This window comes from Alteromonas oceanisediminis, from assembly GCF_018474025.1.
Lineage (GTDB): Bacteria > Pseudomonadota > Gammaproteobacteria > Enterobacterales > Alteromonadaceae > Alteromonas_E > Alteromonas_E oceanisediminis.
In genome coordinates, this window is sequence record NZ_JAHCTA010000004.1 from 287,725 (window position 1) to 313,505 (window position 25,781).

The 25,781-nt window shown below is 48.8% G+C and carries 21 protein-coding genes; 5 read left to right on the forward strand and 16 right to left on the reverse strand.

Annotated elements, in window-relative coordinates; all coding sequences use genetic code 11:
• Nucleotides 1-28: 28 nt before the first annotated feature.
• Nucleotides 29-1,375, reverse strand: a complete 1,347-nt coding sequence (locus tag KIU71_RS08960) for a M24 family metallopeptidase (RefSeq protein WP_214130917.1) — start codon at nucleotides 1,373-1,375, stop codon at nucleotides 29-31.
• A 227-nt stretch (nucleotides 1,376-1,602) separates the two neighbouring features.
• Here KIU71_RS08960 and ansA point away from each other — a divergent pair, with 227 nt between their 5' ends.
• Both ansA and KIU71_RS08970 read left to right on the forward strand, forming a co-directional pair.
• On the forward strand, nucleotides 1,603-2,610 hold the full coding sequence (ansA, locus tag KIU71_RS08965; protein ID WP_214130918.1) for an asparaginase: 1,008 nt from the start codon (nucleotides 1,603-1,605) through the stop codon (nucleotides 2,608-2,610).
• Between the two features lie 161 nt (nucleotides 2,611-2,771).
• Nucleotides 2,772-3,605: a class I SAM-dependent methyltransferase gene (locus tag KIU71_RS08970; protein ID WP_214130919.1), complete on the forward strand. Its 834-nt coding sequence runs from the start codon at nucleotides 2,772-2,774 to the stop codon at nucleotides 3,603-3,605.
• A gap of 2 nt (nucleotides 3,606-3,607) precedes the next feature.
• Here KIU71_RS08970 and KIU71_RS08975 read toward each other — a convergent pair whose 3' ends face one another.
• From KIU71_RS08975 to KIU71_RS09010, 8 genes are all read right to left on the reverse strand, one after another.
• Nucleotides 3,608-3,829: a hypothetical protein gene (locus KIU71_RS08975; RefSeq protein ID WP_214130920.1), complete on the reverse strand. Its 222-nt coding sequence runs from the start codon at nucleotides 3,827-3,829 to the stop codon at nucleotides 3,608-3,610.
• On the reverse strand, nucleotides 3,829-6,663 hold the full coding sequence (locus KIU71_RS08980; RefSeq protein ID WP_214130921.1) for a DUF349 domain-containing protein: 2,835 nt from the start codon (nucleotides 6,661-6,663) through the stop codon (nucleotides 3,829-3,831). Before KIU71_RS08980 ends, KIU71_RS08975 begins: the two co-directional genes overlap by 1 nt.
• Nucleotides 6,660-6,941 carry a YeaC family protein gene (locus tag KIU71_RS08985; protein ID WP_214130922.1) on the reverse strand — a complete coding sequence of 94 codons (282 nt, stop codon included), beginning with the start codon at nucleotides 6,939-6,941 and terminating at the stop codon, nucleotides 6,660-6,662. The genes KIU71_RS08980 and KIU71_RS08985 overlap by 4 nt, the downstream gene beginning before the upstream one ends.
• 6 nt (nucleotides 6,942-6,947) lie before the next feature.
• Entirely contained in the window at nucleotides 6,948-7,274 is a 327-nt protein-coding gene (locus KIU71_RS08990) for a zinc-ribbon domain-containing protein (RefSeq protein WP_214130923.1), read from the reverse strand.
• A gap of 130 nt (nucleotides 7,275-7,404) precedes the next feature.
• On the reverse strand, nucleotides 7,405-9,066 hold the full coding sequence (locus KIU71_RS08995; protein WP_214130924.1) for an alanine/glycine:cation symporter family protein: 1,662 nt from the start codon (nucleotides 9,064-9,066) through the stop codon (nucleotides 7,405-7,407).
• A 46-nt stretch (nucleotides 9,067-9,112) separates the two neighbouring features.
• On the reverse strand, nucleotides 9,113-10,240 hold the full coding sequence (locus KIU71_RS09000; protein ID WP_214130925.1) for a M14 family metallopeptidase: 1,128 nt from the start codon (nucleotides 10,238-10,240) through the stop codon (nucleotides 9,113-9,115).
• Between the two features lie 68 nt (nucleotides 10,241-10,308).
• Nucleotides 10,309-10,818, reverse strand: a complete 510-nt coding sequence (locus tag KIU71_RS09005; RefSeq protein WP_214130926.1) for a redoxin domain-containing protein — start codon at nucleotides 10,816-10,818, stop codon at nucleotides 10,309-10,311.
• Nucleotides 10,819-10,960: 142 nt separating this feature from the next.
• Nucleotides 10,961-12,406 (reverse strand): glyceraldehyde-3-phosphate dehydrogenase, encoded by a 1,446-nt coding sequence (locus tag KIU71_RS09010; protein ID WP_214130927.1) that lies wholly within the window; start codon nucleotides 12,404-12,406, stop codon nucleotides 10,961-10,963.
• A gap of 178 nt (nucleotides 12,407-12,584) precedes the next feature.
• Here KIU71_RS09010 and KIU71_RS09015 point away from each other — a divergent pair, with 178 nt between their 5' ends.
• Nucleotides 12,585-13,391 carry a DUF2989 domain-containing protein gene (locus KIU71_RS09015; RefSeq protein ID WP_214130928.1) on the forward strand — a complete coding sequence of 269 codons (807 nt, stop codon included), beginning with the start codon at nucleotides 12,585-12,587 and terminating at the stop codon, nucleotides 13,389-13,391.
• A gap of 112 nt (nucleotides 13,392-13,503) precedes the next feature.
• On the opposite strand, the gene msrB is transcribed toward KIU71_RS09015, so the two are convergent.
• The 5 genes from msrB to malQ are packed head-to-tail and all read right to left on the reverse strand — an operon-like array spanning nucleotide 13,504 to nucleotide 22,019.
• The gene (gene msrB, locus KIU71_RS09020; RefSeq protein ID WP_214130929.1) at nucleotides 13,504-13,896 is read right to left on the reverse strand and encodes a peptide-methionine (R)-S-oxide reductase MsrB; all 393 of its coding nucleotides are present in this window, start codon (nucleotides 13,894-13,896) and stop codon (nucleotides 13,504-13,506) included.
• A 55-nt stretch (nucleotides 13,897-13,951) separates the two neighbouring features.
• Nucleotides 13,952-15,502 carry an NADP-dependent phosphogluconate dehydrogenase gene (gndA, locus tag KIU71_RS09025; RefSeq protein WP_214130930.1) on the reverse strand — a complete coding sequence of 517 codons (1,551 nt, stop codon included), beginning with the start codon at nucleotides 15,500-15,502 and terminating at the stop codon, nucleotides 13,952-13,954.
• Nucleotides 15,503-15,549: 47 nt separating this feature from the next.
• A complete protein-coding gene (gene glgX, locus KIU71_RS09030) occupies nucleotides 15,550-17,604 on the reverse strand; it encodes a glycogen debranching protein GlgX (protein WP_214130931.1) in 2,055 nt (684 codons plus the stop codon).
• A gap of 6 nt (nucleotides 17,605-17,610) precedes the next feature.
• The gene (glgB, locus tag KIU71_RS09035; RefSeq protein ID WP_214130932.1) at nucleotides 17,611-19,794 is read right to left on the reverse strand and encodes a 1,4-alpha-glucan branching protein GlgB; all 2,184 of its coding nucleotides are present in this window, start codon (nucleotides 19,792-19,794) and stop codon (nucleotides 17,611-17,613) included.
• A gap of 8 nt (nucleotides 19,795-19,802) precedes the next feature.
• Nucleotides 19,803-22,019 (reverse strand): 4-alpha-glucanotransferase, encoded by a 2,217-nt coding sequence (malQ, locus tag KIU71_RS09040; protein WP_214130933.1) that lies wholly within the window; start codon nucleotides 22,017-22,019, stop codon nucleotides 19,803-19,805.
• 220 nt (nucleotides 22,020-22,239) lie between these two features.
• On the opposite strand from malQ, the gene gap reads away from it, so the two are divergent.
• Nucleotides 22,240-23,235, forward strand: a complete 996-nt coding sequence (gene gap, locus KIU71_RS09045) for a type I glyceraldehyde-3-phosphate dehydrogenase (protein ID WP_214130934.1) — start codon at nucleotides 22,240-22,242, stop codon at nucleotides 23,233-23,235.
• Between the two features lie 103 nt (nucleotides 23,236-23,338).
• Entirely contained in the window at nucleotides 23,339-24,175 is an 837-nt protein-coding gene (locus tag KIU71_RS09050; protein ID WP_214130935.1) for a D-hexose-6-phosphate mutarotase, read from the forward strand.
• A gap of 2 nt (nucleotides 24,176-24,177) precedes the next feature.
• Here KIU71_RS09050 and KIU71_RS09055 read toward each other — a convergent pair whose 3' ends face one another.
• Nucleotides 24,178-24,825: a bifunctional 4-hydroxy-2-oxoglutarate aldolase/2-dehydro-3-deoxy-phosphogluconate aldolase gene (locus tag KIU71_RS09055; RefSeq protein WP_214131038.1), complete on the reverse strand. Its 648-nt coding sequence runs from the start codon at nucleotides 24,823-24,825 to the stop codon at nucleotides 24,178-24,180.
• A gap of 2 nt (nucleotides 24,826-24,827) precedes the next feature.
• Nucleotides 24,828-25,781: a glucokinase gene (gene glk / locus KIU71_RS09060; protein ID WP_214130936.1), complete on the reverse strand. Its 954-nt coding sequence runs from the start codon at nucleotides 25,779-25,781 to the stop codon at nucleotides 24,828-24,830.

The window sequence follows — 25,781 nt, forward strand, 5'->3', positions numbered from 1 at the left end:
GCCGATCCTCAGGCAGTCACTGTCAGAGTTATTCGGCGTGAGGTCGACTTGATATGAGATGAAACTCGGTTTGTCGCCCATCCATATAGTTCACTCTATCGCCGTCAAAAAACGCGTTCTCTTCCAACATGATCCGTATTTCCTTACCCCATTCCGGCACGAAGGTTGCCGCGTTTAATTCAATAGAGTATGCGGTATTCGGTTGCAGAGGATAATCGCCTTGCACGGGCACACCTCCCTGTGAATCCCACATACCCAGCGTCGTGCCTGCCGCGTGTCCATGATACCCCAATGGGTGTGTATAGATGGAAGGTTTGATGCCCTCTTCAATCGCTTGCTGCCGCGACATAGACAACACCTCATTGCCTGAACGCCCGACTTTAAAGTTAGCGGTGAATATGTCCTGCAAGCGATTTGCGTTTGCCAGAGCTTGGCGAAGATAAGCCGGAGCGTCTGTTTCCCCTTCGCGGAGCACATAAGCGTGCTGTTGCTGATCAGAGTTTAAACGCAAATAGGTTAAGCCAAAATCCATATGAACAAGATCGCCGGGTTGGATGATCTGAGTCTCGGGACGATCACTGAATGCGACAAGATGATCAAATTTTTCAGCACTCGCGCGCTGAATCGACACCGATGGATGAAACCAGTTTTCTAATCCCAGTGACTTACTTTTATCGCGTAACCACCACACAACATCATTGGTTGTCGTCGTGCCCGGCGTTATCACCGCGTTGCTAAACGCTTCAGCAATCACATCGTGGCCAATCGCTATCAGAGTCGGGTAATGCGCCATTTCCAGCGCAGTACGTGTTTCGAGCCAGTTGATAGCAAGATACTCAGCAGACACCAATCGTTTGGCATAGTCAGCCGGTAGCGCTGCCGTAAATGCTTCGTACTCCGTTGCCGTCATGCCATCAGCAAGCGCGAAATGCTCACTTTTATTGATGCCAATCTTAGTCGGCGCTTTTTGTTTAATCAGTTCCACCAATCGCTGCCATTGGTCCGGCTGCATTTCTTTATCCCACGCTTTGGAAAATAGCGAATCTACGGCATAGCGAGCGACAGCGAAACGTTGTAATGGCTTGCCCTCGCCCGGATCAAAGAGCACCAAAATCGTACGGCGGCGCGCCGACAACCACGTCGATGGCAACATGGTTTTTAGCACCGGATCTTCGTTGTACTCTCGCGAAATGAGTACCCACATATCAATGCCTTGTTTGCGCATTAGCTGTGGCAGTACAGTGGTTAATTTGTCATCCAGCATGCTATTGACCAGCGCTGCGCGTTGTTGCATCGATTTGATACGTTCATCGGCCTTCACGTTGCTACACAAGATACCCAGCAGCACGCATATCGCCAAAACCAGTCTATTCATCCGTTGTTCCTTGTTGTTGTTGAAAAGGTTACCCGCATCAAATGGCAACCACTATCAAACTACCACCAAAATCATCAAGCCAGCAATATTTTCCAAAGTGTAAATCACTTATCCAATGCGATGCTAAACGTTCAGCTAACTCATTCAATCAGGATTTTACTCGGCAATGATGCCACTAAACGGTAGAATGCTGTGGCGTGATGAGCGAAGAATCAGTGGAGACTTACGTGCGGAAACGAATTTATGTAGCCTACACGGGCGGTACAATCGGTATGCGCCCGTCGCAACGCGGCTTTGTTCCTGCACCCGGCTTTTTAAGTGAAACCTTACGCAATATGCCAGAGTTTCATCGCCCCGAAATGCCAGAGTTCTACATTCACGAATACGACAATTTAATAGACTCCTCGGACATGTCACCCAGAGACTGGCAACGAATGGCAAATGACATCGCAGCCCATTACGATGACTATGATGGATTTATTATTTTGCACGGTACAGACACCATGGCATACACTGCATCGGCACTGTCATTTATGCTAGAGGGCTTAACCAAGCCTGTTATCGTTACCGGCTCTCAAATCCCTCTGGCTCAGTTACGCTCAGATGGCCAAGTAAATTTGCTCAATGCACTTTACATTGCCGCCAATTACCCGATCGCCGAAGTCGGTTTGTTTTTTAATAATCGCTTGTTCAGGGGAAACCGTGCGCGAAAACTTGACGCCAATGGATTTGATGCGTTCGGTTCGCCAAACTACCCGCCGCTGATCGAAGCTGGGATATCAATCAAAGTTACTGGGCAACACCGCCACGTTTCATCAACCGAATCACTTTACGTCAGCGATATTCACCCCCAGCCCATTGGCATGGTCAGCCTTTACCCCGGCATTTCTGCTGAGGTCATCCGTAATACCTTGCAACAACCGGTCAAGGCTTTAGTTTTACTCAGCTATGGGGTCGGTAATGCGCCGCAGTCTAAAGCCATCGTTGAGCAGCTGGCAAGTGCCAAGGCTCAAGAGATTGTGGTGCTCAATTGCACTCAATGCACGCGCGGAAAAGTGGATATGATGGGCTATGCAACGGGGCAAGCGTTGGCCGAGATTGGCGTCGTTTCCGGTGCAGACATGACCCCAGAAGCCGCGCTGGCTAAACTGCATTACCTACTCAGTAAATCGTTGCCTTACACCGAGTTGAAGCAGCAATTGAGCACGAATCTCTGTGGGGAGTTAACTGAGTGAATGGCAGCAAACAACACGGTAGCGTTGACCTCACATGGTGTGAGGCGCGTTTAAACAACGACAATCCCCCTCTGGTCACTCAATTCCAGTACTGATCGCATAATGCGTCAATTGCCGCTATGCTTTATGGGCTATAGATACCAGTCTTGAGGAAAATCGTTATGAATAAACAGGCCCTAATTTTTGCTGGGCTGCTTTTGATGAGTTCAGGTATAGCCGCTCAGACTCTTGAGCAGGTTGTAAACCAACGACCACCAGAAATGCAGCAGAGAGACGCACACCGTCACCCTATACAAACGCTTGAATTTTTCCGCGTAGAGCCCGGTATGACCGTCGCCGAAGCCTTGCCGGGCGGCGGATGGTACACACAGATTATCGCCCCCACGCTGGGTAAAAACGGCATGATTTATGGGATTAACTACAACGATGATATGTGGGCTAGATTTGGCTTTTTCTCGCCCGATGCCATCATTCAGCAACAAGCACTCACCAAGCAGTTCGAGCAAAACGTCGCTGATTTAGGTGACACGATGCCACCAGCGCGAGGATTTACGTTTGAAACGGTGCCCGAGTCACTGAAAGGAACCGCTGACCGCGTGTTGTTTATTCGCGCGTTGCACAACTTACATCGTTTCGAAGCGGATGCCGGTACGTTGACTCAGGCATTGAAAGTTGCTCATATCTTGCTAAAACCAAACGGGTTGGCGGGTGTGGTGCAACACCGGGCACCGGAAAAGTCCAGTGATGCCTGGGCCGATGGGAGTGCAGGTTACCTAAAAACCAGTCGCGTCATTGAGGCTTTTAAACAGGCGGGCTTCGCCTTAATAGACGCCTCTGAAGTCAACGCCAATGCGAAAGACACGCCAAACGAACAAGACATCGTATGGCGCTTACCGCCTTCTTACTTCGGAAGCGATTCTGATGACAAAAAAGCGGCTATGCAAGCCATTGGAGAATCCGATCGGATGACACTACTGTTCGCCAAAACGCCTTAAGGCTATAAGGCGCTGCCGTTATGTTGCAGCGCCAAATCGTCTAACCGAGATACGGTATCATCAAACTGAATTTTCCGTGGTTGGTAGGTTATTTTGACGTGAGATGCATCGCGCCCAAATTCTGCTTTCAAATCCATTTGCTGCCAATTTTTAACAGCGTTTAAGAATCGATACGCATGTGGCTCGTCATCAAACACATACTCATTTTGGGTTGTGATACTCACTACTGCGCACCCTGATCAGTGCCGGTCATCGCTAGCTCGATCCGCGTCAGTTGGTCGATTTCTGACTCAGAAACTTGACCGTGCGCAATCCAAGCCTTCCAGAGGTCATCTGCGCTGTCCAGCGTTCCATCCTGTAATTTAGCGGTCATTAACGCTAGCTGTTGTTGTTGACGTAATTCGCTTTCAGAGGCTGGAGATTCCACCTGCAAAACACACTCAATTCGGACCGTAAGCTCTGCACGTGACAACTCACTTTGGTCGCTGACAGGTTCAGCAAGCGCTTGCACCACCCATTTGGGCGCCTCCGGCGTCACTAACTCGCTTTCACCGACCCGACTGCGCAAATAATCAAATACCGCCTTTCGTTGCGCAACTTGCTCGGCTTTCTTGTGAGCCTCGCTTCGCGTTCTCACCAATTTTTCAATCTCTTCTACCTGACTCTTTAACGGACGCAGCTGTTTACCTAACGAGTCAGCAGCCGCATTTATCTGCGCTACAATATCCAACAACATGACTTTGGCTTGATGCTCAGTCACAGAGTCTACCTGCGATTCAACGTCGCCAAGTTGTTTAGAAAGCTGTGAATACTGTTCATTAGCTAGGTTCTGCTGTTGTTGCTGCGTTTCTTTAGCGCGACTGAATACGCTGTCACCGGCAGCGCGGAACGCTTGCCATAAAATATCATCTTGTTTACGGCCTGCTGTGCCTATGCTTTTCCATTCACGTTGCAGTGCCTTGATCTCATTCGTTGATGTGTCCGCTGTGGCCTGTGCAAACGCCTGCGCTTTGTTAACTAAGCGCTGCTTAGCCTGTTCATTCGCACTGAGTATTGTCTGCTGACGTTGTTTTAACGGTTGATTGACCTCTGCGAATCGTTTTCTAAGCGTTTGCCAACGTTGACGATCAACCTCGCCCAGATTTCGCCACTGCTGCGTGAGTTTCCGGTAGCGTTTCAGAAACACGTCGTTTTCATCAACCGAGGCGAGCGAACCTAGCTCGGTAAGCATCGACTCAGCCTGTTCAGCGCGCGCTAGGCGTTGCTTTTCAAGATTTTCATAGTGCTCCCGGCAAGGCGCAAACGCTTGCTCAATGACCGCGTTAAACCGCTCGTTGAGTTCATCGTCTTCAGGTGTGTTTAACCGCCCAAAACTCATCCAATCTGCGCGCCATAACTTAACGCGTTTTGCTCTTGCTTCGATGCTTTCGCTGAGAGGCGCCTTAACCGCTTTTTCAACTTCATTCAGTAAATCAGGCTTTCGGGGTTGCGCAACATATGCCTGCCAATCCGCAATCGTATTAATGTGTTCTTCAACAGCCTGATAACGCTTGTTTAGTTTCGCCTGCATGGATTCAGGCAACATCGCGTATGCATTCTGTAACTTATGAAATACCGATGTGGCAGGCTTCAACTTTCCTTGATGGATCAGAGATTCACAGGTGCGCAATTTACGCCGACACGATGCAAACTTCTCTTCGTTCTCAGTGGTAGCCTGTTTCTCGATGTCTTTGATATTATCAACGAATGGATACCATGCTTCAAAACCAGTAATAGGTTGTAAGGAGTGAAGCTGTCGCAGCAACGCATTGACACGAGTCGCCGTGTTGAAAACAGATTGCCGATAAGATGACGCCTCTGGATTGGCACGCCCCTCTGCAGCATCGCCTTGCTCAATGAGTGCATGTGTGTCGGTGAGCAACTGTTGATAATCCTCTCGCAACGCAGAAGCGCTTTCACACAAGCTTATCTGCTTGGCAGCCAAGGTCGCCAGATTGCTCCTCAACGTCGTGTTATTAACCGGTTCAGGGATTGCGTCAAGTGCCGCAATGCTTTGATTAATCGCTTCGAGTACCCTACCTCGACGTTGCTCAGCAGCCCCGTCTGGCTCTGAACCTCCAGCAATGAAAAACTCGCGCAGTGCGTCTCGTGAATGCTTTAACTGCGTGTCAACGGCGTCCAGTTGCTCTTTTTCGTGTTGTTGTCTCGCCTCAAGTGCCTGTTGGGCATCAAAATCCGGCTTAAGTCGAGCCAGCACTGCCTCTACTGCCGTATCAATAGACCTCAACTTGTCGCGCTGCTGCACTGACAATGCTGGATCAAACGTTTCCAGCTCATCAAGGGCTTCATTGATTTCAATGAGCAAGTCTCTTCGTGCAGCCATCATCGGTGAAAAATCAGCTTTATCTTTGAGTGCGTTAAGTTTAGATAGCGCTAACGTCAGTGACTTAACCAGTTGACTGGGCCGCTCTTGCTGAAACGTCAGGTCTGAAATTTTAGCATGAAGACGTTCTTGTGTTTCGGGCAGCAATTTCTTGCGAAGCAATTTGTTAAGTTCATCCAGCGAATCAGTTTGCATGACTAACCATTGCTGCAGTACAACCGAGTTTGAACGAATGATGAATTGACGCAAAAAACGCTCATCGTTGAGCTTCATCAGCATAGACTTTACATCTTCGTCACCCAATGCAAGAGCGTCTGCGGCTTGAAGCGCGCGTTTAATCACTTCCGGATGCGTTGATTCGCGTAGTGTTCGTTGTCGCTCTTGTGCAGTCAGCGACGTGTTATCTGGATCGAACAGCGCCGAAAAGACACGTTTTTCAGCGGCTTTTGCGAGTCGAGGATCGGCCGCAATTTGATACATTTTAAGCCATAGCGTGAATGAATCGAGCTGTTCAAGCGCAGCGATACTGACCGAAGCGGCATCATCATTGAACGCAAGTTCGTGCAATTTACGCTTATCTTCCGGCTTTTGCGGTGATAGATTGGCAATCGCTTTAATACGAACGGTAGGGTCAGGGTGGTCAAATTTCGGTTTGCGAAAGCGGTCTAATATCATGATTGTTTAAACCGAGCGATCATCGCTTCCTGTTCAAGCTTGAGCTCATTCTTAAAGTCTTGACGTGTTTTATGCACGATTTCACCATTATCGCCAATGGTCATGTGTTGATTCGATTTTTCTACCTTCGCCTGATAAATCATTACGGCTTGCAAACAGATTTCACGCTGATTGTCGTCTAACCGATTACCGTCGAACCATTTGCCGGTTTCTACGGCAGTTCTCAATCGCTCATAGAGCGTGGGGGTCATCTGGGATATAAGCTGTTCTAACTGCATGAAATTTTACGAAAACCTTTTCAGAATGACTAATCGAACGCGATTAACAATATACCAAACAAAACCGAACACTGAGCAACCAACAGCAATGTTAAATTGCAAATCGCTGGGTTGGTCGCCCCCCCAGTAAACCAATCCGAAGCCCGTTACAAACAACAACATGGCCACCATCGACTGGTTCTGCAGGCTCTGCTTTTTCTTGTACCGTTGCATATCTAATTTACGCTGAACGTCTTCAGCACTGGCGTTACCTATGGCAAAGCCACAATGTTGGCAGGTTTGCGCCTTGTCAGAGACTTTCTTGTTGCATGCTGGGCAATCGATCAATGCCATTACTATCTCCTCTCATGCATCTACTCCCCCTTCACATACGCGGTGAGCAGACATTTAGTTTGATTCTACATTTGAGTTTACTGATAAAAAAAAGACACCGCGAACGCGGTGCCATTTCGCCGTAAAACATCTATTTTTGGCTTACACGCTTCCAATAGTCGTTTACGGTGTCTTTCATTTCTTTACGTAGGAGCACGATGCCGAATAAGTTAGACAGTGTCATGACCACAATCGCTACTGCCGACAACGCCCACACCAGCGTGGTATCGGAAAACGATGCCCAGATAAAACCGGCGACGTAAATTACGCGATAAGGCATCACAGAGCGGGGCCCCAACAAATACGTCATCGCGCGATCGCCGTAGTAAGACCAGGCAATCGCCGTTGAAAACGCAAATAGCAGTAACCCCACAGAGACAATGTATTGCCCGAAATCACCGAAAAACCCGCGCGTAAACGCAATGGCGGTAAGTGGCGCCGAATGTACCAGCGACTTGCCAGCAACCTGCAAATCTTTCTTAACCGGCTTGCCGTCGACGATCTCTAATGTGCCCGTGTATAAATCGTCAGAACTCACTCGATAAATCACATCTTCAGCGATCGATCGCGAATTAATCAGGGTAAACCCATCTGATACAGCGACACCGTTAACCACTGAAATTTGCCCGGTAAACGAATCGACCGTGCTGCCTTCTACGTCGTTCAGGTAAAGATAAAGTTGATTGACGCTCTCAACATCAGACTCGGAAAATTGCCCACTGACAAACAACATATCGGAACGGTCAAACTCATTCTGGTGTTTTTCGTTCCACACGCCGGATGACAGGATCACTAAACCCGTAATGGTACAAATAATGATCGTATCAATAAAAGGTTCAAGAATTGACACCATTCCTTCGGCAACAGGCTCTTTGGTTTTTGCAGCGGCGTGAGCAATAGGCGCACTACCCTGACCAGCCTCATTCGAAAACAAGCCTCTATTCACACCCCGATTAAAGGCGTAAGCCAATGTTGCACCTAAAAAGCCACCTGCCGCTGCAGAGCCCGTGAATGCATCGCCAATCACAGCGATAAAGGAAGGCCAGATGTTACCTAAATTGGCAAAAATGACGGCAAATGCACCGATCACGTAGACCAGCGCCATGAAGGGCACAATGCGCGCTGTCACCGCCGCGATGCGTTGAATACCGCCCAATATCACTAATGCCAGTAAAATCCCCAGCACCGAACCCACGATGTAAGGCTCGATACCAAAGGTTGCCTCTATACTGGTCGCAATGCCATTACTTTGCGGCAAATTGCCTGTTCCGAATGAGCTGATTACAGTTGCAATAGCAAACGCAACTGCCAGCCACTTCATATTTAAGCGGCGGTCCATATAGTACATTGGGCCGCCTGACATCGTGCCATCTTCAGTCTGAACACGGTATTTGTGCGACAGCGTGACTTCAACAAATTTGGTTGTCATACCTAGAAAGGCCGTTGCCCACATCCAGAATAGTGCGGCTGGCCCCCCTAAGAAAATGGCAAACGCCACGCCACTGATGTTGCCCGTTCCGACCGTGCCGGATAGTGCGGTAGTCAACGCTCGAAAATGAGAGGTGTCGCCCGGGTCAGCGGCATTATCGAACTTGCCGGTAACCACTTTACACGCGTGTTTAAAAAAGCGGATTTGAGGAAATTTTAGATAGACCGTAAAAAACAGGCCAACGCCGAGTAGCACATACGGAAACCAAAATGCACCACCAAGCAAACCGTCCAAATCGGTTAAAAAATTATACAACCCTTCCAAGGTGTTCCCCTCTTATTGTTATTGTGAACTTGTTGTGGGGCTAAGATTAACCCAGTTCTGCCAAGACTGCACGCACCGCAACCAATAAGTCTTCACCCAACTGCATGCTGCGCTGAGGCGACCAACCAAAGGCAGGATCCGGTAAATTAGCATTGTCTTTAAATGGCATTTCAAGCGTGAACGCCATACAGTGAAAGCGCTCAGCCACCGCATTGGTGGCGATACTCAAATTCGCACTACCCGGCGCATCTTTTGGGTAGCCAAACTCTGTCTGAAATTCAGGTGTTACACGGCATAACGTTTGCTTAAACACGTTTTCCTGCGCCGCTATCGCATCGTCGTAGCTTGGCACGCCCTCACTGCCAGCAACGAAATTGTACGGCAGGGCTTCATCGCCATGCAGATCAAGGTACATATCAACCCCTGTTGACTGCATTTCGTTTAACACGTGGTATACCTCTGGGCTGCGTTCCAGTGTAGGCGTTGCCCACTCTCTATTAAGATTGGCACCGACTGCATTGGTGCGCAAATGACCTCGCACAGACCCGTCGGGGTTCATATTCGGCACAACGTAAAATACCGCTTTTGCTAATAACTCGCGAGCAACGCCGTCTTGGTCGTCAAGCAAACGCGAGATAAGTCCTTCGGCACACCACTCAGCCATGCTTTCGCCAGGGTGTTGACGTGCAGTCACCCAAATGGCTTTTTTACCGTCTTCCGGTTCGCCGATAATGAGTAAAGACAGGTCACGCCCATCCAATGTCTGCCCTAACAGTTTGTGACGACAGTCAAATGCAGTCTGCGCGGAAGCAATAAGGTCGAGATGGCGATCATAACTATAAGGCGCAAAATACGCGAAATAGGTCACATCATGTTCCGGTGTAAAGTCAAACGATAAGGTATCGCCATCAAACGACGACGTGACCCGAAACCACTCCTGACGATCATAACTGGCAACCACATCATAACCTTCCCAGCCGCCGGGGTACGCTGAATTTGCCAGCTCGTGAAGAGCAAATTTGTGCTCTACAAACGGCGTGCCCTGTAGGCGAAAATGGAACCACTGGAAAAAATCTGACTGATTGTCTTTGCGAATACTGAGCTGAATATCGGTGGGCTCATCCGCTTTAATGACGTGAATATTACCGCTATCGAATTGCGAAGAAATGTGCATTGCTGTGCCTTCTTAATCATCACATTGTAGGCGCCAACGTTACCATAAAGCGACGACAATGTTTATGTTCAATGTGCGTTTAAGTACGCGCGTAATTTGAGCCCGGCGGCGGTGCTGTAGCCTTTCGAGCCGCCTAAAATGGTGCGGTCAGTATCCACTAAGTAGTACGTTGGGAAAGCCGTGACATTGAACATATTCCGCAGTGAGTCATCGCCTAATAAAATGGGGCTATTAATCTCATGCTCTGCGGCAAAATCGGCGACCGCTTGTTCATCTGCATATTCCAGTGCAACACGCACGACGTGAATCGAATCACTGGAAACATACTCCAGATTGCCGATACTTAGATGGCACACCTGACACCAAGGCGCAAAAAAATACACCAGAGTCTGCTGGCCCTCTCTGAACAACGGTGTAGGCTCACCATCGAGAGACATCAAGGTTGTTGGCGGTATAGCAATGCTACCATCTGTGGCCAGCATATCACGCGACTGCCACGCCAAAACAGCGGCTATGATGACACCACCAATAGCGATATCTCGCACCCACACCGTCCATTTCTGACCAAATAATTTCACTGTGTTACCTTTCACTGTTGCATGGATTGAATACACCAGACCGGTTAATCGTTAACACGGTTTCAGTTCACCCGACAACATACGCAAACAAAAAACCCCTATACGCGATACCGCGATAGGGGCTGCTGAGTACAATATCCGTTTAGCGCGGCAATGTTGGAAAGTTTATACCCGCCATGTCGCGTACCACACGCATGACCTGACAACTGTAACCAAATTCGTTGTCATACCAAACATAGAGTGTAACTCTGCTGTCAGCAACAATCGTTGCCTGAGAATCAACCACCGACGCTGCGCGCGAGCCAACCAAGTCAGTTGAAACAATTTCCTTTGATGCCGTGTAGTCAATCTGATGTTGCAGATCGGAAAACAGTGCCGTGTCACGCAAGAATTCATTCACACTGACTTTGTCTGTTGTTTTGCTTAAGTTCAGGTTCAGTATCGCCAGCGACACATTCGGCGTTGGTACTCTAATGGCATTACCTGTCAGCTTTCCAGCTAATTGCGGATACGCTTTCGCAACAGCTTTCGCTGCGCCGGTTTCAGTAATAACCATATTGAGCGGTGCACTGCGGCCTCTGCGTTCAGCTTTATGATAATTATCAATCAAATTTTGATCGTTTGTATAAGAGTGCACAGTTTCAACGTGGCCACTCACAATACCGTATTGCTCATCCAGTGCTTTTAACACAGGCGTGATTGCATTGGTGGTGCAACTTGCCGCCGATAGAATCGTATCTTCCGGCTTAATATCGCCATGGTTAACACCATGCACAATATTCTTAATATCGCCCTTACCGGGTGCAGTGAGAATCGCTTTCGACGTTCCTTTCGCTTTGAGGTGTAAACCTAAACCATCACGGTCTCGCCACATGCCCGTATTGTCAATTACGATAGCATCCTTGATGCCGTAAGTTGTGTAATCAATCTCATCTGGGCTATTGGCGTATATGACCTGAATGTAAGAACCGTTCGCTTTAATCGCTTTGCGTTCTTCGTCAACAGTGATGCTACCATTGAACGGACCGTGTACAGAATCCCTGCGCAATAAACTCGCTCGTTTTTCTAAGTCGCCTTCTTTACCGCCTCTCACGACAATCGCACGCAGTCTTAGTTTGTTTGACTGCCCCTGACGCTCAATCATCAGACGCGCCAATAACCGACCAATTCGACCGAAGCCGTAAAGCACCACATCCTGCGGTTGCTGGCTGTCATCAAGATCCAAAACGTCGCTTAACGCATTTTTCAAATAGGCAACATGGTCAGTTTTATCCACCGCACTGCCGTAATGAAAATCAAATGCCAATTTGCCGATATCAATTTGCGCCGGCGCAAGTTTCATTTTACTGAGCGCTTCCAGAATAGGCCAACTCTCGCGAAGACGTAACTTCACGCCTTCGTGCAATCTCACACTGCGGTGTGCCTTAATAACGTCTATCGCACTGGCGTTTAACAACGGGCGACCATAAACGGTAATCTCAACGGCATGATTGCGATATAATTTGCCAATCAGCGGCAGCATCATCTCTGCGTATTCTTGTCGTTCTTGCCAACTTGATTGTAACTCTTGTTCAAATTGCTGGTTCATGCCCCACCCTGTCGTCAAAAAATTCGGTTTAGTCCATACTGAGAATTGCGCTACACTTGCCGCATGTGCGCCCCCGTAAATGAAGGTGCTTAATCTCAGCGGGCGCTATTGTAATGAAGCGTTTTAGTTTCGCCAAATTGTTGAAAATTTTCACATTCTAGGATTTATCGCCGAATTAATGAGAAGTTTACGTAATTTATCCACACTTATCATTGTGCTAACGCTGCTGTATGGGTGTGGACAATTCTCCAGTAAAACGGTGGCAACACTGTGTGAAGAACGCCCAGATTTATGCAGCGACTTGAATCCTGATGCGTGGTGCCGAGCTGAAAAAGCGGAGATCATTCGGCATCGCTACCAATTTGAAAACAGTGACGAAGATGCGCATAAATACGACCAGTTATTGAACTTCGAACGGTATCAGGCTTGCGTGAGTAAAGCCGCTCAAATTAAACATATCAAATTACGCGATAAAGAAGCTGGGAGGATGAAAGGCCTGCTCACAGCCCAGCGTGAACTCAAACGCCTTTCAGCTGAGACAAGATTATCCGACAATCCCTATCTAGCCTATTACCAGTGGTCTCGACATGGCCACAAAGATGCCTTGGCGCGGTTTCTTCAACATGAAGAGAGTGGTCAGCTTGAGACCGCAGAATTGCAAGTCTCACTCGCTACGTATTGGGTCAAACGCGATAGCGCGAAAGCCATCAATGCCCTGTACTCAGCGCTGAGTTTGTACGATAAAGATGAGGTCATCGACACCGAAATTTTTTCATCGCTGTATACTCTGCATTATGAACGTAAAGCTTATGAACAGGCTGTGGTTTGGGGTTTGGTCGGTGAAAAATTTGGCGATGAAAAACTGAATCGGGCGGCCTTACTTCAGATCGCTGAAACGCATGAGATTTCAACGGACTGGGCATTGCGCAGAGCCGATTTTTTGTTCGATAAAGTCAATGATCGCGATTTCAATTTTGAGTCTTAACTGAAATTTAATTTCATTTTTTTACGAAAAATATTTTTTGCATCGCGCTGTGACTTGCGTAAACAATCTCGAACACTCACCTGCCATTGGCCTCGAGCGCGCATCAGAGGCCTTATGTTTCATTGGCAGAACGGAATTTAATTGAGACTGAGTTGACGCAATAGCGTTTGCCAGTATCTGTAGGCCCATCATCAAATACATGCCCCAAATGCGCATCGCAGTGTTTGCAGACAATCTCCACGCGCCGCATACCATGGCTTTCATCGAACTCATAACCGACGTTGTCGTCAGCAGATTGCGCATCAAACGACGGCCAACCACAATGTGAGTCAAATTTCGAGGTCGCGTCAAATAATGGTTCACCACAGCAGGTACAGTGATACGTTCCCGGCGCAAACTGATTGAGCAATTCACCACTGAACGGTTTTTCGGTGCCTTTCTCACGGCACACTCGGTATTCTTCCGGCGTGAGCTGCTCGCGCCATTCCTGCGGTGTTTTTTTCATAAGCTATACCCTCCAAATAACTGACAGGTGATACGCGTTATTCCACGAAACAGATTTACTTTTTCACTGTGACCTGAGGTCTGGCTGGATCATTCCATTCAATATGAAAATATTTTGTGTCAGGTTTATCCACCCGCTGAAAAGAATGCGCACCAAAGAAGTCACGCTGCCCCTGCAGTAAATTCGCTGGCAACACGTCACATCGATACGAATCGTAGTAACTTAATGCTGACGTCATAGCAGGGCACGGTACACCGCTTAACACCGCGTGACTGATAGCACTGCGCCAATCTTGTTGAAAGCGCGCAATCTGGTCGGCGAAGAACGGATCGACCAACAGATTGGCGAGTTGATCGTTTTGCTCATAAGCATGCGTAATTGATTGCAAAAACACAGCACGAATAATACAACCGGCACGCCAGATTTTGGCGATCTCAGCAAACTCTAGCTTCCAACCATGTTCTTTGGCTGCAATATCCATCAACTGAAAACCTTGTGCGTAGGCACAAATTTTACTGCAGTAAAGCGCGTTTTTGAGCGCATCCACTATCGCTGTTTTTTGAGATGCCGAATAGCGTTGAGCTTCAGGGCCAACCAGCGTTTGACTGGCGGCTTGGCGCTCGCGTTTCAAGCTGGATAAACTGCGAGCAAATACGGCTTGGGTGATAGTTTGGGCTGGGCTCCCCACTTGTAGCGCACTGACCGCAGTCCACAAGCCGGTACCTTTCTGGCCTGCACGATCGAGGATCACATCAACCAATGGTTGACCGGTTTCTTCATCAATTTGTTCAAGCACTTCCGCACTGATCTCAATGAGGTAGCTGTTGAGTTCCCCCTGATTCCAATCTCTGAAAACCGCGGCAATGTCACTGGGCATCATACCCAGTGCTGAGCGCATGACATGGTAGGCCTCACAAATTAACTGCATGTCGGCATACTCTATACCGTTGTGCACCATTTTCACGTAATGACCCGCGCCAACTGGGCCAATATAGGTCGCACAGGGTTCGCCCTCTTTAACGGGGTGACCCGGCGTATTGGATTCGATCGGTTTGCCGGTTTCTGGATCCACCTTAGCCGCAATAGACTGCAATACTGGCTCAAGTCTTGTCCATGCATAGGGATCGCCAGAGGGCATCAAAGAAGGGCCAAAACGCGCGCCAACTTCACCGCCGGAAACGGCTGTCGAAAAGAAAATAAACTTACCCTTATATTGTTGCTCCCGCGCCACGGAGTCAGTCCACAAACTATTTCCTGTGTCGACAACAATATCATCGGCAGCGATACCAGCGTCGATAAGATGATGACAAACATGATCAACTGGATCGCCGGCCGGGACAGACAAAATGATCATGTGAGGCGCATTTAACTTGCTCAGTAATTCAGTGTAGGAACGGCACGCTTCAACACGGGCAGGTGCGTCGCCACGCTCTGCAGCATCCTGCTCAATAATGGCGTCCACTTTTGACTGGTCAAGGTCAAAGCACGCAATACGATAGCCATTGTCCGCTAAATTTAACGTTAGGTTTTTGCCCATGACACCAAGGCCAATAAAGCCAATATCACATTGTGGCTGGCTGTTTTGAGTTGATGTGTTCTGCGTCATCGAAGATCCCCATTCCGGTAATGGGGCGGCATGATAGCAAAGCTAGATTAATAGGAGTAGGTGAAAATTGCGATGGATTTGCCCGCTTGCAGAAACAGTTGCTTTACGCAGACCTTGGGCTGGGCACTTAATCTTGCGTACCGAGTATCAAGGCGTAGAGTCCACCCACCATTCATGCTCAACATCGGTAAACTAAAACGCACGTCATCGTCGCTGGCATTGACACAAATTAACCAATGCTCTGCTCTTTCCGTTGGCTGAGTGTCGCAGGCGCCACCGCGTATCTCTAACGCAAACGCCTGATTTTCCATTTCGTGCCAATCTTGTGGTGCTTTTTTACTGCCATCGGGTTTGTACCAGCGTATCGCTGCAACGTTAGCGGTGGCGTAATAGGGATCGTCGGCCATATGCAACTGCTGTAGCAAAAAACTGCTGTTGCGCAGCGCGATGATATCTTTACAGAAATCCAAAAAATCTTGCTGGGTACTGTTCAAATTCCAGCCGAGCCAATTCAACTCATTGTCTTGGCAGTAGGTATTGTTGTTTCCTTGTTTAGAACGGCTCAGTTCATCACCGCCCAATACATGCGGAGTGCCTTGCGATAGCATTAACGTGGCGAACAAGTTGCGTTTCTGCCGTTCACGCAGCGCGATAATTTTAGCATCCGTCGTAAAACCCTCTACACCATAATTGGCAGAAAGGTTGTGCGAATGGCCGTCACGATTTTCTTCTAAATTAGCGGCATTGTGTTTTTCGGCATAGCTAACTAAATCTTGTAACGAAAAACCATCATGATAGGTCAGTGGGTTGACCGATGTCGTGACGGGCCTGACGCCCTTATGAAACAGGTCGCGCGATCCCATCAGGCGAGTTGCTAAGTCACTGGTTAACCCCTTATCGCCGCGCCAGAATGCGCGCACTGTGTCGCGAAACTTATCATTACACTCGCGCCATCCGTCAGGAAAGCCCCCCACTTGGTAGCCGCCTAGGCCAATGTCCCACGGTTCGGCAACCAGTAAAACATCACGTAAAATGGGGTCTTGCTGAAGGGCTCTGAAAAACCCGGCTTGTGCTGTAAACGTTAATGGGTCACGACCTAAACTGGCAGCTAAGTCAAAACGAAAACCATCCACACCGATGACCGTGACCCAATGGCGCAAGGCATCCAACACTAACGTGAGCATGTGTGGATTGGCCACGTTGAAGCTGTTGCCGCAGCCCGAATGATTGAAGAAGGATTTCTTACCGTTTGCCTGCTGTTCGTACAGATAGGCATGATTCGGGCAGAGCCCTTTAAAGCTTAATACAACCCCGCCATCGCCACCTTCTGCGGTGTGATTGAATACCACGTCGACAATCACTTCTAACCCAGCATCATGATAACGTTGTACCATCTGCTGGCATTCTTCTAAAGCATTCTGATAGGCGTAGCGCGGTTCTACAGCAAAAAAGTTAATCGGGTTGTAACCCCAGTAATTGGTCAGGCCTTTTTCGGTGATATAGGGCTCTGGCATAAAGCTGGCGAGCGGCAAAAACTGCACAGTCGTCACCCCAAGCTGTTTGAGATGCTGCAAAATACTGGGGTGGGCCGCCCCCAGATACGTGCCTTGTAGATGTGCGGGTACATCGGGGTGAAGCTTACTGATACCTTTTACGTGGGCCTCATAAATGATTCGCGGAGCCCGTTTATCTAAGCGCTTTCGAGGCGGTGCTTTTGTAGGCAAAGCAACGACACCCTTGGGTAGCATGAACTGACTATCGCCCTCATATTGCTGCGCGTTCCAATGACAGGCTCTATTCAGTTTACGTGCGTAAGGGTCGATAAGTAGCTTCTGTTCGGTCACATCCGGGTGTGTGGATTTCACGCGAAACCCATACAATTGCCCTTCTTCGATCCCCTCTATAGCGACATGACGCACAGGGCCACTACGCCCTACCATGTCAACGGTCGCAAGTTCTTCCTCAGTGTCAGGATGATACAAGCAAACCGTCACTCCATCAGTATCGGGCGCGAATACGGCAAAATTACAACGCCCCTCGTCCACTGATGCCCCCAGCGGAACAGGGCTTCCCGGCGTGACTATTAAAGGTGAGTTTTGCACCGCAGGTTATCCGTTGAACGCAATAAACAACGTAGCGAGTGGCGGTAGAGATATCACTACACAATGGTCGCGATGATTCCAAGCCTCGTTTGTCGCCTCAAGGTGTGTACTGCCGGCGTAGTCTGATCCCCAAAATGCGCCTGCATCCGTGTTCAGCAGCACGGTGTAATGACCACTGTCTTCAACGCCGAGTTTAAACTGATCACGCGGCAGCGGTGTAAAGTTGGTGATCACATAGACTTTTTGCTTGCGATCCGCACTGTAGCGAACGAATGACAACACACTTTGCTCAGCGTTTTCATGATCAAGCCAGGCAAAACCGGCTTGCGTGGTATCACCTTCGTGCAGCGCGGGTAACGTGCGATAGAGTGTATTCAATTCACGATACAACGATTGAACGCCTTTGTGTTTGTCGTACTGAAGCAAGTCCCACTGTAGCTGGCCATCATGATCCCACTCTCTCGGTTGCGCCAACTCAACGCCCATGAAATTAAGTTTCTTGCCCGGGTGTGCATACATAAATGCCGCATAGCAGCGCAAATTTGCAGCCTGCTGCCATTCATCGCCGGGCATTTTATGCAGCATCGAGCCTTTGCCATGCACAACTTCATCGTGAGAGATGGGTAATACAAAATTCTCATTAAATGCATAGACCATGCTAAAGGTTATATCGCCATGATGGTAACGACGATAAGCAGGATCTTTACTGATAAAATGTAAAGAGTCATGCATCCAGCCCATATTCCACTTGAACCCAAAGCCCAACCCGCCGTCATACACAGGGCGTGAAACTTTTGGATACGAGGTAGACTCTTCGGCAATGGTCATGGCGTTGGGGAATTGCTTGTAAACCGCTTGATTCATCCATTGCAACAGGCTAATGGCTTCATAGTTGTGGTTTCCACCATCAACATTCGGGATCCACTCCCCGTCGTTGCGTGAATAGTCAAGATACAGCATGCTGGCCACGGCATCGACGCGCAGACCATCGATATGAAATTTATCCAACCAATACAATGCATTTGCAACCAGAAACTGTCGCACCGTTTGTTTGCCGAAGTCGTAAATGCAGGAGTTCCAGTCCGGATGCCAGCCTTTGCGAGGGTCTTCATATTCGTACACACAGGTGCCATCAAACCGAGCCAAGCCGTGCCCGTCTTCAGGAAAGTGAGCAGGCACCCAGTCAATGATAACGCCGACACCATGCTGATGGCACTGATCCACAAAGTACTTAAAATCATCTGGATGACCAAAGCGACTCGTGGGCGCAAACAACCCGACAGGCTGGTAACCCCACGAACCATCAAAAGGGTATTCCGATACCGGCATCAATTCGACATGGGTGTAGCGCATGTCGACCAGATACGGAATCAGCTCATTGGCTAAATCACGGTAGCTTAGATAACGTTCAGCCGGATCAGATGGACGCTTCCATGACCCCAGGTGTACTTCATAGATCGACATAGGTTGCGTGTATGGATTGACCGAACTACGATTCATCCAATCAGAATCTTGCCAGTCGTACTGACTATGGTCATAAACGCGCGATGCATGTGAAGGATGCTGCTCAGCACTGAAACCGAGCGGGTCGGCTTTATGCGGTAAAGTATTGCCCTGCGCATCCTTGATTTGGTATTTATACTGCGTGCCAGCTCCCAGATTCGGTACAAACAACACCCAAAAGCCTAAGTCAGTGCGCTGCATTGGATGGCTTGAACCGTTCCAAAGATTAAAATCACCAATCAGTGACACCGCCGATGCGTTCGGCGCATAAACGGCAAACCGAACCCCCTGAACACTGAGTTTTGATTCGGTCTCTGCGGTGTACAACTGCGCACCTGCCTGTCGATAGAGATTTTCCGGCGCGTGATCGATGTAATGCACCGCGTGAAAAGCTTCTGCCTGAAACTGGTAGGGGTCAATACAGCGGTAGGTTGTTTCCGGTGTCGTAATGTTAAACGCATACGTAAAGCGCTTTTTAATGCGTTTAAGGGTCAGAGAAAACCAATGAGGGTGTTCACCTTGCGATAGCTCGCCACGTTCTTTACCGGTTTTCAGGTCAATCAACGTGACCGACGTCGCGCCCGGAAGCCAGGCATTGAACACTGCACCGGTGCTTTCCCATTGAGCGCCAAGATGGCTAAACGGCGTGCTACAGCTCGCATTTTCTAACTGGTGAACACTCTTCATATCCTTCCTTATTCGCCTTCGCGGCCTGATTGGCTAACGCGCTTGCGCGCGGAATCAATGCGAGACGCTAATCCCTGCACTTCTGGGTCGTCAAACACGCTGGATAATGTGCGCGATAGTTTGCGTTTCCAATTAGGGTATTCATTAAACGTACCGGGAATATTGACAGGTTTATCCATTTGTAGCCAATCTTCAAGTTGCAAACTTAACAAGGCACTACTGCCGGCTGCCATATGCGTTTGCAATCCAAAATTAAGGGCTTGCGTCATCGGCGTATGATTAACGTCGCGCCCTACGTGATGATCCACTGACTGATGACCGTGAAGCGTGTTCAAAATTTCCTGCTTGTTACTATGCCGACTGTCATACAAGGTTTGCAGCACCTGCTCATCACGGTACAACCCTAACGATTTTCCTAAGCTCAAATCATCACAATGCCAGTAACCGATTAATGTAGGCATATCGTGCGTGGTTAATGTCGACATTGACTGTTCTGGATAGTGGCTGGGCGAGAAGAAACCGCCGTCCTCTGCTTGCTCAAAGAAGAACACTCGGTAAGAATAGATTCCGTTATCTGCTAACTTACCGCGAATTTCATCAGGTACTGTACCTAAATCTTCACCAATCACTAAGCTTTGGTGACGCTGGCTTTCCAGCGCAAGAATACCGAGCAGATCATCAACAGGATAATAAACATAGCCGCCTTCTTTTGCATCATCACCCTTTTGTATCCACCATAGGCGTAATAGTGCCATGGCATGGTCGATACGCAATGCGCCAGAGGCATGCATATTTGATGAAAACAGATCAATGATGGGTTGATAGGCCTGCGCGTAAAGTTTTTCTGGATCCATTGGCGGCAATCCCCAGTTCTGGCCATTTGGACCAAGAATGTCAGGTGGTGCTCCAACACTCGCTTCCGTGCAGTACAACGACTTGTTGCCCCATATTTCAGCACTTCCTTCACTCACACCAACGGCTAAGTCACGGTATAAACCGATGGTCATGCCCAAGTCACTTGCCTTCTGGCTGGCTTGCTCAAATTGAATTGAGGCCTGCCATTGTAAGAATAAGTAAAATTTTATTCGCTTAGCATGCTGCTTTTTAAACTTGCTCACGGCAGGTGAGTCAAAGTCAGCAAATTGCGCAGGAAATACCGGCCAGCCCCAACTGGGTTTGCCCTCGGCTTGCAAGTGCTCTTGCATCGCGTCGAACGTCGCCAGGCATTGCAGACTGTCGCCACCCTCGACAACAAACTGTTTAAATGCCTTGTTGAAGCGTGTGTTTTTGGTCAGGTATTTTTGATTGAAGACATCAAAGATACGTGACAGCGCAGATAATTTGAGCTTGGCCACCGCTTCGTAATCAATGTAGTCAATATCTCTGACGTGCTTCAACTGTTGTTGAAAGCCACTATTGCTGATCAACGATTGAACGCTTTCATGATTGAAGCCATCGATTTGTTTCGGATCGATATACAAATAGTTCAGCCAGCGTCGTGACGATGGGCCATATGGGCTGCACGCATCCGGATTTGAAGGATACAGTGCATGAATGGGGTTCAGGCCAATAAAATCGGCTCCTTGTGCAGCAGATTTTTCAATTAAATAAGTGAGATCGCTGAAGTCCCCAATGCCCCAGTTAGCCTCGCTACGCAAGCAGTACAACTGAACACTGAGCCCCCACACCTTTTTACCTTGCGCAATGTCAGGTGGAGTGAAACATCTGTTCGGAGCTTGAATCAGGCGCATTTGTGCAAACGGTTGGTCATCTTGCGCAGCAAGAGAGACTTGATGATAGCCCAATGGAATATCTAATGTGAGTGCCACAGAATAGGCATGGAACTCCACGTCATCCACCGTGGTTGCATCCAGCATTTCACAATCCACGGGTGTGAATTGTTGACGCATCTCAGTGCCATCTTCCAAGGCAACGATAAACTGATGAGTGTCATTGACTAACTCAATGGGTAAACGCACAACGATGTTAATTGCTGCGTTAACGCGGTTTACCTGCACTGGCTCTAGCGGAGTCATCCATGCGCCGGCGAAGCGTTCATGGATTTGCTCTTGCATTGCCTCTTCCGACTCTGTGTCGTAGCCCATGACTTTAAGCAGTTTTGCTTTTGTTGCATCGTTGACTTTAGCGGGTTTACCCCACGCATCAACGTACTGTGTTTCGATGCCGCGCATCTCTACCAAGGATTCGAGTGCCCCTGTGCTCATTACCAATATCCACCTGAAAAAGTTAGCTATTTAGGCCAACGTAAATAATTTGTTAACATTATCGTTTAAGTTCCAGTTTGAAGCATTTGAATACGTTTGCAAGCAATGGAGCCCAACTAATCATGTAATTTTACATCAATATTGTGCTCAAATTTTGCTTATTTGCCCAATGTGATCCATAATTTACGTAATTATTTTACAGATTAGTTGAGGCTCCCCCATGACCACTAAAATAGGTATCAACGGTTTTGGCCGAATCGGTCGTTTAGTTTTTCGCGCTGCAGCACAGCGTGAAGACGTCGAAGTTGTTGGTATTAATGATCTATTAGACGTTGAATACATCGCGTACCTGTTAAAATACGACTCAACGCATGGTCGCTTTGATGGCAGTGTTGAGGTCATCGATGGTCAGCTCGTGGTTAACGGTAAAACAATTCGTATTACGGCAGAAAAAAATCCGGCTGACCTCGCCTGGGATTCAATCGGTGCTGAAGTTGTGGTTGAAGCGACCGGCCTTTTCCTGACGCAAGAATCTGCACAGCCACATTTGGAGGCAGGTGCAAAGAAGGTGGTGCTTTCTGCGCCGTCAAAAGATGCGACGCCTATGTTTGTCATGGGCGTGAATCACACCACCTATGCAGGCGAGAGTATTGTGTCGAATGCATCCTGCACAACTAACTGCCTGGCACCGCTGGCAAAAGTCCTGCATGACAATTTTGGCATTGTCGATGGGTTGATGACGACAGTTCACGCCACAACGGCTACGCAAAAAACCGTTGATGGGCCTTCCATGAAAGACTGGCGTGGCGGGCGCGGTGCATCGCAAAATATCATCCCATCATCCACGGGGGCTGCCAAAGCGGTGGGAAAAGTCATTCCAGAGCTGAATGGCAAACTCACTGGCATGGCATTCCGCGTACCGACAGCCAACGTCTCGGTTGTCGACCTAACGGTCAATCTGAAAACACCCACAAGCTATGAAGCGATTTGCGCGGCCATGAAAAAGGCATCGGAAGGCGAGCTAAAAGGGATCATGGGCTACACCGAAGACGCAGTCGTGTCACAGGACTTTATCGGTGAAGTTGAAACCTCCATTTTTGATGCGACTGCTGGCATCGCGTTAACCGACACGTTCGTTAAAGTGGTTTCTTGGTACGACAATGAAGTCGGCTACTCTAATAAGCTGCTTGATTTAGTCTCTCACATTAGCAAATAATATCGCTCGGCAGGGGCTGCTCCCTGCCCTTTTAGCCGAATATCCGATCGTCTTTTACGCGCGAGTGACGCCTTTCACTTACCGCTAAAATCAGGTCTGTTGCATGTCTTTTTATAAAATCGAGAACTTATCTGGGCTGTCTGTCGTTTCTGTGGAAACCCCACACGCTAGCGCCACTATCAGTTTGACCGGCGCACAGGTGCTTAGCTTTGTTCCCAAACATGATCATCGCGAACGATTGTGGCTCAGCCCGCAAGCAATCTTGGATGGATCTAAACCTATTCGCGGCGGAATACCCGTATGCTGGCCGTGGTTTGGTGCTAGGCCTGACGATATCGACGGTTTGGAAGCCGATACATCGTCTCATGGTGTCGCGCGCACAGCCCAATGGCAGTTGTCTGCTCAGCATCAAGCGGATAATGGCACCGTTTCATTGACTTTTACGCCAGAAAACGCGTTTGAGACACCGCTGGTGCCTACGATTCATATCAGTATTCGACAAGCTCTACGCATCACGTTAACCACACTCAATTCGGCGAATACAGCCAGCACGTTTTATGCAGCTTTACACACGTATTTCCGGGTTGAAGACATTCATAAAACAGCGCTTAGAGGTATTGAACAGCCGTACTTCGATAAGCTTACTGGCACCAACAGCAATCAAGCTCCTAGCCCCTACATCATTACGGCAGAGACTGACAGAGTTCACCATGGCGGAGCGAGCCGCATCGCGCTTTTTCATGGCACGAGTGACACGTTGATTGAATCATTTGGAGGCGACAGTACCGTGGTATGGAATCCGTGGATCCGAGGAAGTCAAGCGCTGGGCGACATGCCCGATGATGGCTATCGCACCCTGTTGTGTGTAGAGACGGCTCGCACACAACACGGTGTCATCGGCGCTGGAGATGAACATCAGCTTACACAAGTGATTACTTGATATCAGTCAGCGCTTGCTTGGCTCACTGCATCTTTAGCGAGTTGAGTGATCTTGTCCCAATCGCCGTTCGCGATGGCATCATCAGGCGCCAGCCATGATCCTCCAACACAGGCTACATTTGGCAGCGCCAAATATTCCAGATAGTTGCTGGGGCTGATCCCCCCGGTAGGACAGAACGTTACATCAGGGAACGGGCCACCAATTGACTTAATAGCCTTAATACCTCCCGACGCTTCGGCAGGGAAAAACTTTAAGTAACTGTAGCCAGCGTCTTTGGCTTTCATCAGGTCGGAAATGGACGAAATACCAGGGATTAGCGGGATCGAGCCCTGTGTTCCCGCCATCAAGAGTTCCGCTGTCATGCCGGGACTGATAGCAAATTTAGCCCCTGCCTCGGTGACGTCTTTTAGCTGCTGTGCATTAGTTACCGTACCCGCGCCGATGATAGCGTCTGGCACCTCGTCGGCTATTTTACGGATAACCTCAAGTGCGGCTGATGTACGCAAAGTCACTTCCAAAACCTGTATACCGCCTTTCATTAACGCTTTTGCTAATGGAACTGCATGGGCAACGTCGTGGATCACGAGTACGGGCACTACTGGCCCTGCGGCAAATATTTCTGCGGGCGATATTGTCCAATTGTTTGTCATGCTCATAAACTCGCTGTTTGTTGTGTTAAATACGCTCCGGCACCTAATAAGCCATGATCAGGTTCAGAGATTAAGAATGTCGGTATGGGCTTCACGTAATGTTCAAACTGGCCTTTTCGCTCAAAACAGCGTCGAAAATCGCCCTGTTGCAGTACATCCAATAAACGCAATGCAATACCACCTCCGATGAACACCCCACCTGTTGTGGCCAGATTAAGTGCCAGATTGCCGGCAAAGTGACCAAGAATACGACAAAATTGCTGCACCGTTTGTACACACACAGCGCATGTGCTGTCTGCTGCCGCCTGCGTAATCTCTGCGGCTTGACTATGCACAGCATCGACACCGGCATGCTCGGCAAGTGCTCGATAAATATTCACGATACCGCGGCCAGACATCACCTCTTCCGCAGATGCCCGCCCGTATTGTTTAAACAGGTAGCGCCAGATAATGACGTCAGTCTCGTCGCCCGGCGCAAAATCAACATGCCCACCCTCGCCATCCAGCGTTTGCCAGCCTGCGGGTGTCATTGTCATGTGCTCTACGCCTAACCCTGTACCCGGGCCAAACACCGCGATATTGCCAGTAGGCGAACGCGCACCTGCACCCAATTGCACAAGTTGATGCTCCTGCAATACCGGCAACGAGTGTGCTACAGCCGTAAAGTCGTTAATCACACCTAACCAATCTAACCCAAAATGCGCTTGCAACTGCTGCTTCGAGAACTGCCAGCTATGATTAGTCATTTTTACCCAATCATTATGGGTGGGGCACGCAATCGCAATACAGCCAGATGAAAACGTGTGTTCAGGCGTATCATCAAAATACCGTTGGATCGCCAATGCGATGGAGTCGAAATCAGCACAGAGGTACTTTTTAATATGAGACAATTCACCGTTCTCAAGAACGGCAAGGCGGATATTGGTACCGCCTACATCAGCAACAAAAGCAGCCAT